10 protein-coding genes are annotated in these 13,260 nt (G+C 62.7%); 6 read left to right on the top strand and 4 right to left on the bottom strand.

Features of this window, described 5'->3' with window-relative positions; all coding sequences use genetic code 11:
• The first annotated feature begins 293 nt into the window (after window positions 1-293).
• The 4 genes from FB478_RS13905 to FB478_RS13890 all read left to right on the top strand — a co-directional run bounded on the left by FB478_RS13905 (window position 294) and on the right by FB478_RS13890 (window position 5,771).
• Window positions 294-1,109 carry an MBL fold metallo-hydrolase gene (locus FB478_RS13905; RefSeq protein WP_144600902.1) on the top strand — a complete coding sequence of 272 codons (816 nt, stop codon included), beginning with the start codon at window positions 294-296 and terminating at the stop codon, window positions 1,107-1,109.
• 668 nt (window positions 1,110-1,777) lie between these two features.
• On the top strand, window positions 1,778-2,989 hold the full coding sequence (locus FB478_RS13900) for a MinD/ParA family protein (RefSeq protein ID WP_144600901.1): 1,212 nt from the start codon (window positions 1,778-1,780) through the stop codon (window positions 2,987-2,989).
• Window positions 2,990-3,082: 93 nt separating this feature from the next.
• The gene (locus FB478_RS13895; RefSeq protein ID WP_186447801.1) at window positions 3,083-4,195 is read left to right on the top strand and encodes an acyltransferase; all 1,113 of its coding nucleotides are present in this window, start codon (window positions 3,083-3,085) and stop codon (window positions 4,193-4,195) included.
• 250 nt (window positions 4,196-4,445) lie between these two features.
• A complete protein-coding gene (locus FB478_RS13890) occupies window positions 4,446-5,771 on the top strand; it encodes an O-antigen ligase (RefSeq protein WP_144600899.1) in 1,326 nt (441 codons plus the stop codon).
• Window positions 5,772-6,673: 902 nt separating this feature from the next.
• Here FB478_RS13890 and FB478_RS13885 read toward each other — a convergent pair.
• Genes FB478_RS13885 through FB478_RS13870 form a run of 4 tightly spaced genes read right to left on the bottom strand, consistent with a single transcriptional unit; the run spans window position 6,674 to window position 10,515 of the window.
• Complete coding sequence (locus tag FB478_RS13885; RefSeq protein ID WP_144600898.1) at window positions 6,674-7,849, bottom strand: alpha-hydroxy acid oxidase; 1,176 nt, start codon at window positions 7,847-7,849, stop codon at window positions 6,674-6,676.
• A 23-nt stretch (window positions 7,850-7,872) separates the two neighbouring features.
• Window positions 7,873-8,637, bottom strand: a complete 765-nt coding sequence (locus FB478_RS13880) for an amino acid ABC transporter ATP-binding protein (RefSeq protein ID WP_144600897.1) — start codon at window positions 8,635-8,637, stop codon at window positions 7,873-7,875.
• Window positions 8,634-9,596 carry an amino acid ABC transporter permease gene (locus FB478_RS13875; RefSeq protein WP_144600896.1) on the bottom strand — a complete coding sequence of 321 codons (963 nt, stop codon included), beginning with the start codon at window positions 9,594-9,596 and terminating at the stop codon, window positions 8,634-8,636. The genes FB478_RS13880 and FB478_RS13875 overlap by 4 nt, the downstream gene beginning before the upstream one ends.
• 4 nt (window positions 9,597-9,600) lie before the next feature.
• A complete protein-coding gene (locus tag FB478_RS13870; RefSeq protein WP_026265685.1) occupies window positions 9,601-10,515 on the bottom strand; it encodes an ABC transporter substrate-binding protein in 915 nt (304 codons plus the stop codon).
• Window positions 10,516-10,743: 228 nt separating this feature from the next.
• On the opposite strand from FB478_RS13870, the gene FB478_RS13865 reads away from it, so the two are divergent.
• A complete protein-coding gene (locus FB478_RS13865) occupies window positions 10,744-11,442 on the top strand; it encodes a GntR family transcriptional regulator (protein WP_144600895.1) in 699 nt (232 codons plus the stop codon).
• Between the two features lie 191 nt (window positions 11,443-11,633).
• On the top strand, window positions 11,634-13,034 hold the full coding sequence (locus FB478_RS13860) for a glutamate decarboxylase (RefSeq protein WP_144600894.1): 1,401 nt from the start codon (window positions 11,634-11,636) through the stop codon (window positions 13,032-13,034).
• The last annotated feature ends 226 nt before the right edge of the window (window positions 13,035-13,260 follow it).

Here is a 13,260-nt window from a genome sequence, read left to right as displayed (position 1 = left end):
ACCGTCCCGCTGCAGATCTTCGCCGCGGAACTCGCGGCAGCCAAGGGCTACGACGTGGACCAGCCCCGCAACCTCGCCAAGAGCGTCACCGTCGAATAACCTCCACACCGCAGGACAGCTGGTGGCAGAGACACAGCTATTGTGGCTCCGCAGCTGCTTCGGGCGCGGGTCAGAAATTCCGTCACGGCCTCTGCGTCGCGCCGAAGACCCTCCGATCCTGGAAGCAGTGGGCTTCATGAGTAGAATCGGGGACCACTACGAACAAACTGCTTGCCGGAAGATGCGGAGAAACAATGTCGGAATGGCTCGAAGTCGGCACAAACAACTATGTGCTGGTCACTGATGGATCCCTTCTCAACACGGGTCTTATCGTCGGCTCTGAGCGGGCCATGATCGTTGATACGGGATGCGGTCCCCGCCAAGGACGCGAGATCCTAGACGCGGTTAGGAAAAAGACTGACCTGCCGCTCGTTGTGGCTAACACCCACGCGCACTACGACCACTTTTTCGGGAACGCTGTTTTCGCCGAAGCGGGCGTCACTGAATTTTGGGCCCACCAGAAATGCGCCGTGGCGATTGATCAGCGCGGCGACCTCCAGCGACGGCATGTGGGAACACTTGAACCCGGGATGTCCACCGGTGAAGGGGAGAACGTTGAACTCGTGGTGCCGAACGCTATCGTCAAGGACCAGCCTGTCTTGGTTGACCTGGGCAACGTGGCAGTAACGCTGTTCTATCTCGGTCGAGGCCATACTGACGGTGACCTCCTAGTTGGCACGCCAACCACTCTTTACGTCGGTGACCTCGTGGAGCAGGGCGCCCACCCCTCATTTGAAGACTCCTACCCTGAGGAATGGGCTGACGTGCTCCGCCACATCTCCGCGTTGCGCCACCGCTATGAATTCCTTATTCCCGGCCATGGAACTCCGTGCAGCGACCAGTTCGTTAAGACCATGGCCAACACCATGACCACAGCCGTACGCCAGGCCCTTCAGTCCATCCGCGACACCCCCAACGACGCCACCAAAGCTATACCCGTCCTGCCCTATGGCCCGGAGCAGTCGCGCTGGTTCATCAAGCGTCTACAGGAGACCAAATGGAACCCGTAGGAAGCGTCGTTGTAGTAGGCTTCCACGATGCCGCTCGTCGACGACTTCTGGCATTCGATATATGCCCGTACGGCAGTTATGCAGCTTAATGCTTGTCGTTTGACATGACTTGTCAATTGAGCTGACACATGCTTAGGTCATGAGCAGTAAGGAAGCTTATCACCGATGGAGATTATTGTGGCTTTATCTGACTACGCACTCGCGGTATGCGCCCTATCGGGCTCCATACTCGTACCTTTTCTTGGTCTGTATCAGATGCTGCGGATCAAGCGCCGCGCACTGCGGATCGCAGTACGCCCTGCACCACGAGGTAACCAAAACTGACTATGCCCTACGTCGACATCAACCCGCATAAAGGCCGTCCCAAGTGGATAGGCTATGTAGCCCTTGCCGGTCTTCTGGTACTCGCCGCGGCCGTCGTGTCGGCCGCGTTGGTCCACCACTGACCAGCGGAGACCGGGCGCCGTCTCCTGCCGAACCCCCTAGACTTACATATTGAACCAGTGCCGCATAACCGTTTGCCGAGAACGTCCGGGGGGACAGACATGCCACATCCGGCGAATCAGAATGCAGGCGCCCCAGCAGAGGATGCAGGGCAGCCGCAGCTGCGCCGACGCCGCGACCTCCGTCGTGCCGACGGCTCAGTTCAGGATGCCTGGACAGGAACCATGCCAGCCGTTACCCCCAATATGTCCAGTTCCAACGGCGCCGGGAAGCCGACAACACGCCGCTCCTCCTGGGCGGAAGCGGCTGCTGCCGCCGACGCCACCACACCTCCCCGCGCACCTTCTCCCGCGCAGCCCCCGCACCGGTCTGTTGCCGCTCATGCCGAGGCTTCGGCGGCGCCCATCGCTTCCGTGCCTGCCGCGGAAGCGGCCGCACCGCCGCAGCACGCTCCTGCTTTACGCCGGAGCCGGCCCACAGTGGCCGACGAAATAGCCGAAAGCCCCATGCCGGACTTCATCGGCTCGCCCGGCCTGTTCGTCAAGGAGCAGAAGCCGCGCCCCCGGGGCGGCATCCGCGGTGCCCTTTACAACCTCACCGGCGGCGCTTGGAACCTTGGCCCCGGCCCCAAGCAGCGCCAGGAGGACGAGTTGGGCCGCCGCATCTCACGCCAGCTCCAGGGCAGCTACAACACCGCCATACTGAGCCTCAAGGGCGGTATCGGCAAGACCTCCACCACGGTGGGCGTGGGCTTGACACTGGCCGAATACCGCGGGGATGCCCCCTGCGCCATCGACGCCAACCCGGACTCGGGAGACCTTGTGGAGCGGGCCTTGGGCGAGGGCATCTACCAGCAGTCCAGCCCTCGGACCATCACGGACCTGCTGGAAAACATCGAGTCCATCGACTCCCTCACGGCCCTTGCCCGGTACATGCACCATGCCGGGCGGTTTCACCTGATCGCGGGGGAGCAGGACCCCGAGGTCTCGGACTCCCTGACCGCCGAGGAATACCTGCGGATCCGCAAGCTCATCTCCAGCTACTACTCCGTGGCCCTGACCGACTGCGGCACCGGCGTGACACACAACGCGATGAGCGGCATCCTGCAGTCGGCCGACAACCTGGTGATCGCCGCCGGTTACGCGGTGTCCGGGGCCAAGCGAGCACGTAGTACCCTGCACTGGCTGGCCAGCCACGGGTATGAGGACCTGGCCCGCAACGCGATCGTGGTCATCACCGACAAAGACGAGGTGTCCTCCCGAGTGGATAAGGACGCCATTGAGGAACACCTGTCCGGGATCTGCCGCGAGCTCATTGCCGTGCCGCACGACCGCGGCGTTGCCGACGGCGACCTAGTGACCCTCGACGTGCTGAAGCAAGAGACGCGGCGGGCGTATAAGGAAATTGCCGCCGCGATCGTGGACGGGTATCGGTAGTAGCCACACCTTCACGCGTGGCGCATAACCGGATTTGTCTGCCGGGTAGAATCAGGCCGAGCAAACAACTTTTGGGGGAGAAACATGCAGCGGGTGCGGCTTGAGTTCATCGACGGGCTGCGCGGTTTTGCCGCCCTGGTAGTTGCGGTCGGACACACCCTCGGAATGGTTGGCCCAGATCACACCGCCGTTCCAATCTGGAAAGCAGAATTCGGGCATCTACTAATGTGGCCGTGGCTCTTCGGTGAGCAAATGGTTTGGCTCTTCATCCTGCTTAGCGGCTTCGCGTTGTACTGGAGCGAAGAGAGCCGCATCATCTACAAAGGCCAAGCTTCGCCTCTTGGCGTGTACGTCCGGCGCCGGTTGTGGCGCATCCTGCCGACCTATTACCTGTCCTTCGGCCTAGGGCTCTTGGTCGTAGTCGGCTTGGGGTGGCTGCTCATTGAACCGTCGCCAAGCCTGCGCAGTTACGCGCCAGTTGACGCAGACGGCATCATCTCGCACCTGTTTTTTGTTCACAACTTTAGCGATGGCTGGATTCACCAGGTGAACCCTCCTCTGTGGTCCATCGCAGTTGAGATGCAGCTTTATCTGCTTTTCCCTCTGCTGTTCATCCTGCGCAAGCGACTGACAATCTTTGGGGCCGCCGCCCTTATCGTCGTCGGAGTGACAGCGGCAGGCTTGTTTTTGCCCAGCCGGGCCTTTGCTTTGGTGGAATGGTTTGTCGCCGGAGCCGTCCTCGCGCACATTGCGCGGCGTTGCCAGTTCAAGCCCGGCGTCCTGCTTTCCGTCGCAGCTCTGTGCACTCTCGTCGGACTGCTCAGGGTTCCCGCCCTGGACGGGCGCCTCGGCCAGTTTCTTTGGCTAGCGGCCTTCGCCGGACTCGTACTGGGCCTTTGCTACTGCCGTGCCGGCGGATGGAACGTGACCACCTGGCGCGTCGCCAAGTGGCTTGGGGACCGTTCCTACAGCCTTTACGCAATCCACTTCCCGATAGCACTTCTGGCTTGGGCATTGGTCGGACGGCTAGATATGGAACGTGGCTGGCTGATAGTCTGTGTCGTTGCCCTCGGGGTCGGATGTAGCCTTGCCCTTTCCCAGGTGACCTACAAGCTGGTCGAGAAGCCCTCGAAGGACCGGAGCCAGGCGACCGGCAAAGGCGTGGGACCGCCTTTTGGAGTCCCACGTCACGCCACCAGCAAATAGACAGCGCTGAATCGTGCTGACTTATCTGGGAACAATTACCCGAAGCCTACAATGTAGCGCGTGATTGAACTGATTACTTGGTACCTAGATACACTGCGGGTGTTCATGAACGACGGCATCTACGGGCTAATGGCCAGGATGCTGGTCTTACTAGCCCCCATGCCTTAGTATGGTGCACCATTGTCGCTGACAAGTGGTTCGTGGAGACTCTGAACCAGCACTTTCTTTGAGGATCGGTACCATTTAGGTCATGGGGGATTTCGTTCAGTATTTGTTTATCGCTGCCGCCGTAGCTGCATGCGGTATTTGGCTCGTGATCGCCGTCCGGTTTTGGGCGCCAGCAGCTCGCGCCCGCGGCGGGTACTGGTATCTAGAAGCCCTGTTCCTGGTCGCTGGTCCGGTGGCTCTGCTAGCGACGTTCCTCGAATCAAGCCCCACCGCGGTGGCCCATGTTGGCGGGCAGGTCAGCCAGGGCGTGACAGCAGTATCAGCGGCCCTCGCGGCGGTTGCTGTGGTCAAGGCTCACGCAACGCCGAGGCGGGGCGCCGGCCCTATCGTTTGGGCTGTTGTGGCCTACTACGCGGCATTGTGGCTATCAGGTGGGCTGGGGGTGGTTCCCTCACTACCGCTCAGCTACACCGTGTCACCCCTAATCGTTCTGGCTTTCCTCTGCCACGGCGAATACACGTTCGACTGGCTCCTTAGAACGGCACTTGTCTATCTGCGCATCGCCGTGCTCGCTTGTTTTGCCGCGATCTGGGTATTCCCTGCCGAGGCATGGAATTACGAGGAGGCGCGAACGTTTTTCGGCCTACATCGCTTGGCGGGAATCGCGGGGCACCCCAACGGACTCGCGGCCATTGCCGCTCTCGGGCTCATCCTGGAAGCCCGTTCAAAGTCCCGCGTCTTCTGGACCCTGCCGTTCATCGCAGCTCTTCTGCTGGCCCAGTCGTCAACTGGTTACGTGATCGCCGGCGCTGGTTTGCTCGTCGTCCTGTGGGTTTCCAAGCCAATGTTCAGAAACACCTTAATCCTTGGGGGTTTTGCCGCAACTCTTGCTTCGCTCTTCTTCTTGGGCCCCGTGTCTCAGCTCGCCGTGGACGCGCTGACCGGAGACAAGTTCACGTTCAACGGGAGGGAACGCATCTGGAATGCCGCGCTGCATGGCTTTGAGTTGAGCCCGGTCGTTGGGTACGGCCCCGAGTTATTGAGCGCGGATTATCGCGCACTCTACCTTCCGAACTTTGATGCTGCCACGCACGCGCATAACCAGTTCGTACAGGTGCTCTCCAGTGCCGGACTGGTCGGTATCACGGCGTTGGCGGCGCTGTTCATCATTCTCGTGGTTACCGCGTTCCGGACTTCGAAGGCTTCAGGCGGCCTCACCCTCGGGCTGGTTATTTTCCTGGTTCTCCGTTGCATGTCCGAAACTCCACTGAAACCGGGAAGCCCCGGATTCTCGATCCTGACCGTCGCAACGACTGTGTCGCTCGTTGCTGTCGCGTGGTCGGATCGAGAGCCGCCGAGCAAGCGCGTAAAGCGTACCCAGCGGCGCGCCGCTATCCCTACCCGATAAGCCACCTAGCCGGAACCCTGTTCCGCAAGTGTCGCCATAGCAGTTTGTGAGCCTTCTGACGCTACCCTGCATGTCGAATCCGATGCTTCCCACTCCCCAGTCTGCCGTGTTCGTGGCACTAAGCGGAGGGCACCTGTACGGGCGGAGCCCGCTTCCTAAGTTCGCCTGCCCGTTGTCTTGGTAGCCCGTGATGCAGTTCTTACTTTTACATCTGCCACGTCGTTGGCGGTGCGTCCGGCTCCGAGTCGCGCGCCGAACGCCGCGCGCTGCGAGGGGTGGCCCCGGCGGAGGCATTGCGGCCGGTGATCTTGCCATGGAGGAACCTCAGTTCGTAGTTCTGAAGCCGTGCATTTCCACCAGGTTGGGCTAAAGGATGTCCAGGCCTCGATTGGCGCGGGAGTTTCGATCGATGCGCTCGACCATGGGGACTTTATCCCACCCACGGTGCACCAATTCCAAATCCCCATCCAAGGCTGAATGAACGTCAGGAAAGGTCGCCCGAAGGGACGCCACTGAGGCTACCACCAGGTCCAGCCGCAGCGACAGCTACAACGCGCCTGTCAGCACGTAGGCGCAGCTGAATCCATGGTCCCCACTGAAGGGCCGCAGGCGACCTTGGCGAACAGTGCAGTTGGGTGACCAAGGCTGCGGCTACCCTTTGCTTGAGGGTTAGAAGGCCTGAAAACACCGGGCTCCCTTGACTTCCCATCACCGAACTTAATGGATTCCCGGACGGGCGCTGGATGGCCTGGCGCCCCGGTGAGGACAGCTTCGAAGTCCTGGCCTGAAGGTGACACGGCGCGGAATGACGCGGCCCGCCGTCGTTACCCCAACGGGCGCCACGCGAAAAGTGCCCGCCGCCGAATGAACGGGGCCGGCATCTTCTGCGTAGCGCGGATGACTTAAACGAGCACACTCTCTGCCAGCGCCGCCCGGGCCTGTGTTGCAAAGATGCTGCTGTCCAGGTCCGCAACGGATGACTTGCCCACGAACCCCATGGCCCCCTTGAGCTCGTCCTGGAGAATTCCGAACACCCGGTCCACCGCCGGCTCCCCGCCAGTGGCGAGGGCGTAGGCAAACGGGCGCCCGGCCAGTGCAGCCTTGGCGCCCAGCGCCACTGCCTTGACGATGTCGTGGCCGCGCCGGATGCCGCCGTCGAGATAGATCTCCGCTCGGCCGCCGACAGCGTCCGCGATGGAGGGGAGGACATCGATGGTGGCGGGTTGAGAGTCGAACTGCCGGCCGCCGTGGTTGGACACAAAAATGCCGTCCGCGCCCTCGTCCACGGCCCGGGCCGCGTCCTCGGCGTCCATGATGCCCTTGATCACCAGGTTCCCCTTCCACTCGGACCGGAGCCTGGCAAAGTCCTCCCAGGTGGCACCCGGGTTCTTGTTGGTTGCCATCCAGTTGTTCATCTCGTCCATGCGCAGCGGGCGGCCGTTGATCTGGTAATTCCCGTAGGTCATCTTCCGGCCGGTGAGCCAGCGCCACAGCCAGGCCGGGCGGGTGGCGGCATTGAAGTAGTCCGCCACCGGCGGGCGCGGCGGCATGGACAGCCCGTGGTGAAGGTCCCGTTCCCGCTTGCTCGATGAACCCACGTCACCTGCCACCACCAGGGTCTCCACCCCCACGGCCCGGGCCCGGTTGATGTAGCTGGCGGTCTCCTCCGGATCCTTCCAGAAGGCGATCTGCGCCCACAGATTGTTGGGCGCCACCTTGGCAACCTCTTCCAGCGAGCAGCCGGCCCACGCGCTGTGGATGAAAATCGACCCCGCCCGCACCGCGGCCCGCGCAACGGCAGGATCCGAACCCGGGTGGAAGATGGTGAGCATGCCCATCGGTGCCACCATCAGCGGCAGCGCCAGGGAATGGCCCAGCACGGTGGTGGACGTGTTCAGTCCCCGAAGGTCCACCATTGACCGTTGGCGAAGCATCAGGGCATCGAACCGGTCCTCGTTGGCGCGCATGGTGGTCTCGTCCAGCGCGCCGCCCTCCAAGTAGTCCGAGATCATTTTCGGAAGCTGTTTCCGGGAAGCCTTGCGGTAGTCATCGATGCTGACAATCCATTTGTTTCTCAAAGGTCCTGCTCCAATGTGAAGGTCTAAATTACTTTCGCCAAGAATTGTTTGGTGCGTTCATGCCGCGGGTCGCGCAGGACGGTCCGGGGGTCGCCCTGCTCCACGATGCCGCCGCCGTCCATGAAGATCAGGTGGTCGCCCACTTCACGGGCGAAGCCGATCTCGTGCGTGACCACGATCATGGTCATCCCGCCGTCCGCGAGCTTCCGCATCACGTCCAGCACCTCGCCCACCAGCTCCGGGTCCAGGGCCGATGTGGGCTCATCGAACAGCATCAGCCGTGGCTCCATGGCCAGTGCCCTGGCGATGGCCACGCGCTGCTGCTGGCCGCCGGACAGGGACGCCGGGTAGGCATGGACCTTCTCGGAAAGCCCTACCCGCTCCAGGAGGACGCGGGCCCGGTCCTGGACGGCCTTCCGGTTCTCCCTCTTCACCCTGACCGGCGCCTCGCAGATGTTCTCCAGCACCGTCATGTGGGGGAAAAGGTTGAAGCTCTGGAAGACCATGCCGATGTTCTCGCGCATCCTCGCCGCCTCGGCGTTGTTCTGCGCGTGCAGCCGCCCTTTCCTGATCTTCACGCCAACCGGCTGTCCGTCCACAAGGATGTACCCGCCGTCGAGCGTTTCCAGCTGGTTGATGCAGCGAAGGAACGTGGACTTGCCGGAGCCGGACGGCCCGATAATGCAGGTCACACTGCCCTTGGGAATGGTGAGGTCGATGCCCTTGAGGACTTCGAGGTCGCCGAAACTCTTGGTCACCCCTTGTGCTTCAATCATCACGTCACTCATGGCCGGGCCTCCTCTGGTGTGGTGCGGGGGTTCGCCGCCTTGGGCTTGCGGGGCCGCCGGGGGCTGCGTCCGGAAGTGATTCCGCCCCGGTTGAAGTGCCGTTCAATGAAGAACTGCCCAAGGCTCAGAACGCTGGTCACCAGCAGGTACCACATGCTGGCGGCGATAAGCAGCGGAATGGTTTTGAAGTTGGCGCTGTAGACCAGCTGCGCTGAATAGAGCAGCTCGGGGAAGGCCAGGACGCTCACCAGGGAGGTGGTCTTCAGCATGGAGATGGTCTGGTTGCCCGTTGGCGGGATGATGATCTTCATCGCCTGTGGCAGGACGATCCGGGAAAGTATCGCGAACCGGCGCATGCCCAGTGCCGTGGCCGCTTCCGTCTGTCCACGGTTGACGCTCAGGAGCCCTGCCCGGACGATCTCCGACATGTAGGCGCCTTCATTCAAGCCCAGGCCAAGGATCGCCGCCATGAAGGGGGTGATGAGCACGTTGGCATCCACCGAAAAGAACTCGGGCCCGAACGGCACGCCCACCGCAATCCGTGGGTAGATGGCGGCGATAAACCCCCAGAACAGGAGCTGGACGAAGACCGGCACCCCGCGGAAGAGCCAGACCAGGAACGCCGCGGTCCCGGCCACGATGGCGTTCGGGGCGAGCCTCGCCAGCGCCAGCAGGACGCCGACGACGATTCCCACAGCCATGGAGATGGCCGTCAGTCCCAGCGTCCGCAGAAGGCCTGTGAACAGTCTTTCCGAGGTGAACCAGCCGAAGACCACGTTCCACTCGAACCGCGGATTGGTGACGAGGGAGTAGCCCACCAGGAAGATCGCGAACAGGACGATTGCCGCCGTCAGCCACAACCCTCCGTGGCGCTGGTGCGGACGGCCCAGGAGAAGCTGGCGGTCCAGCGCGTCACCGGCGGGTGCCTTGGCGTCGGGTTCCGTGGCTGTGTTGGCCATCTGGCTACTGCGCTTTGTTGAAGGCGAAGTCAGAGATTGCACCGGTGCCCACGCCCCACTTGTCGAGGATTTCCTTGTACTTGCCGCTCTTCGCGAGAGACTCCATGCCGAGCTGGACCGCCTTTTCCATGCCCGCCCCCTTCTTGAAGCCGATGCTGACGGGGGAGACGTCCTTTTCGCCGAGCAGTTCGATCTGGCCGCCCTGCTTGATGGCGTAGCCCAGGGTGGGTCCGTCGATGTAGACCGCATCGATGCGTCCGGCCGTCAGTGCGAGATTGGGGGCCTGCATATCGGGGTAGGTCATGGCCTCGATGGCTGGGCTGCCGGCGGCAGTGCACGCCTGGGAGAGGGCAGGCAGGCGCTTGAGGTCCTGGAATGAACCCTTCAGCACGCCAACACGCTTCCCGCAGAGTGTGTCCAGCGTGAGGTGCTGCGGGTTGCCCGGAGCCACACCAATGCCGCTGCCTGACTGGTAGTAATCGACGAAATCAAGCACCTTCATGCGTTCCGTCGAGGGGGACATCTGGGAAATGGCCATGTCGAACTTGCCGGCAGCAATACCGGGGATGATGCCGTCGAAGGGGCCGCTCTTGACCTCCGTCTTCAGGCCCAGCGTCTGGCCCAGGGCCATGGCAATTTCCGGGTCAATACCTTGAATGGTTGTCCCGTCGGCGGCCATGAAGTGCAGGGGAGGCGAGCTCTGGCTCATGGTGACGGTCAGGGTTCCCCTGTCCCGCGCCTCCTTGGGGAGGGCTGCGGCGGCAGCTTCGTCGACTTTGACGGCCTCCGCGGAGCTTGGGCTCTTAGGGGCATCGGACTGGGCTGAGCTGGTCATTTCGGGGTTGGAGCACCCGGAGAGAAGCACGCTCGCCATGGAAACTGCGGCGACGGTCACCAACATCGATCGAAACTGAATCATCTACACGCCTTCGGAAGTGGGGGAGGAGGGGTGGTAGGAGAGCTTCCAACCTTGATGGGCAGCTTGGCTGTGGTACAGATCACTTCGCTGTCCGGTATCATGTACCGTACATCATGCACGATTTTCTGCAAACACCCTTTTCGCCGTGTTTGGTTTGTGACGACGCGCTCGTGGAAGTGGTGTTGCGGCTGCATGCGACTGACCGAAAAATTCACATAGGATTCCGAAATGAACGCCGCTTCACCTGAAGAAGAAGTCCTGATCCCCGGCAGGCCCATGCTGGTCGACCAGGTGTTCGAGGCCATCCTGTCCCTGTTGCTCGACGACAAGATCTCCACCGGATCGCCGTTAAGCATTGACGGATTGGCCAAGCGCTTTAAAGTTTCTTCGACTCCCGTGCGGGAAGCCCTGGCACGCCTGGAAACCACCGGCATGGTCAGGCGGGAAGCCCTGCGCGGCTACAAGGTAGCGCCGGAGCCCACCGCCAGCGACATCGCCGCGCTTCTGACGTCGCGTCAGATCCTCGAGCCTGCATGCACCAGCATCGCCTGCACCAACTCAACACAGGATCTCGTGGCGGACCTGGAAGGGTTCCACCGCGACCTTGAGGCGTCACGCCATGGCGGCGACACCTTCGCGGGATACCGGGCCTACTGGAAGGCCGACGAAAACTTCCACCGGCGGATCGTGGAGGCAACAGACAACGAGTTCCTGCTCCGGGCCTACGGGTCCATCGAGGGAAGCATCCAGCGCTTCAGGCTGATGGTGCACAACGACATGAGCGGTGACCACACGGTGCAGGAGCACCAGGCCATCATTGATGCCTTCAAGGCCGGGGACTGCGCAGCGGCGACGGCCGCGATGAACAACCACATCGAGGGGATCAGGTCCCGCTCGCTGAGCCTGAAGAAATTCGGCCAGCAGTAAGACTCTCCCGGCCCATTGGTACGGTGCGGCTGGCTCCCTGGTGCGTGCCGCCGTCGTACTCCTGCCGCGCCCAAACCCGCCGCCCCTGCTGCCGTTTGCTCCGGGTGCATGAATAATACGGAGTGCTGGGAACAGCGGAAGTGCGGCCGCAGGCGCCTGCCTGCGGACGACGGCGGGCGAAGGAACTGGACATGACGAGGTCACACCGGAGCGAACGGCACGAGCCCGAAACGAGCGTGGAGCTGAACCCGTTGTTCAGCCGGCCGGGGGAATCCACCCTCTTTCCGCGCTTCACCATCCCGGACGGGGAGTCGCTGCCGGGCACCGCCTACCAGGTGGTCCACGACGAGGTGATGCTGGACGGCAATTCCCGACTGAACCTGGCCACGTTCGTGGGGACCTGGATGGAACGGGAAGCCTCGCAGCTGTATGCGGAAGCGTTCGACAAGAACATGATCGACAAGGACGAGTACCCGCAGACCGCGCTGATCGAGACCCGGTGCTGGCGGATGCTCGCGGACCTGTGGAACGCTCCGGACCCTGCGGCGGCCATCGGCACCTCCACCATCGGCTCCTCCGAAGCCTGCATGCTGGCCGGCCTGGCCCTCAAACGCGGGTGGCAGCACCGCCGCCGCGCCGAGGGCAAGCCCACGGACTCGCCGAACATCGTCCTCAGTTCCGCCGTGCAGGTCTGCTGGGAGAAGTTCTGCAACTACTGGGAGGTGGAAGCCCGCTACGTTCCCGTGTCCAGGGAACACCCCACCCTGGACGGCCACGACCTGGACCGCTACGTGGATGAGAACACCATCGGCGTCGCGGCCATCATGGGCGTCACCTACACCGGCGCCTACGAACCCGTGGAGCAGATCTCCGCCGCGCTGGACCGCATCCAGGCCGCCACGGGCCTGGACATCCCCATCCATGTGGACGGCGCCTCCGGGGCCATGGTGGCGCCGTTCCTGCAGCCGGAACTGGTGTGGGACTTCCGGCTGCCCAGGGTGGCATCCATCAACACCTCCGGCCACAAGTACGGCCTGGTATATCCCGGCCTGGGCTGGATCGTCTGGCGGGACCAACAGTCCCTCCCCGACGACCTGGTGTTCCACGTCAGCTACCTGGGCGGGGACATGCCCACCTTCGCCCTGAACTTTTCCCGGCCCGGCGCCCAGGTGCTGCTGCAGTACTACCTGTTCCTCCGACTGGGCTTCGCCGGCTACAAATCCGTGCAGGCCAGCTCCCGCGACGTCGCCCTGTACCTCTCCCACGAGATCGGGAACATGGACGCCTTCACGCTCTGGAGCGACGGCTCCGACATCCCGGTCTTCGCCTGGCAGCTCACCGACGGCCACACCAGGAACTGGGACCTGCACCACCTGTCCGAACGCCTGCGCATGAACGGCTGGCTGGTCCCGGCCTACGCCCTGCCCGAAGGGCTCAGCGGCATCACGGTGCAGCGGATCGTGGTCCGCAACGGCTTCACCCGGGACCTTGCCGCCAGCTTCCTTGACGACCTCAAGAAGGAAGTGGCCTACCTGGACGCCCTGACGTCCCCCATGCCCACCGACAAGCACAAGGAAGCGTTCCACCACTAGGTATCGCTGCCCGCAGATTGAAGTATCTGGTTACTGGTCCAATTTTCCGGCCAGGCGCATAACCTTCATCCATGCTGAACACCATGCTTCGGAGCCTTCGACCCAAGCCAAAATGCAAGGTTTGCGGCTTGGACCTGCCTCCAACTCCCTCTGCGCTGTTTTGCTCCCGCGACTGCTACGACCGCTATCAGGCCATGGATCACACATCCCGCCACTAGCCCGTTGC

It is taken from the genome of Arthrobacter sp. AG367, assembly GCF_007828995.1.
Lineage (GTDB): Bacteria > Actinomycetota > Actinomycetes > Actinomycetales > Micrococcaceae > Arthrobacter.
Note: the sequence above shows the minus strand (reverse complement) of the source record. Positions and strands in the feature narration are given on the sequence as shown.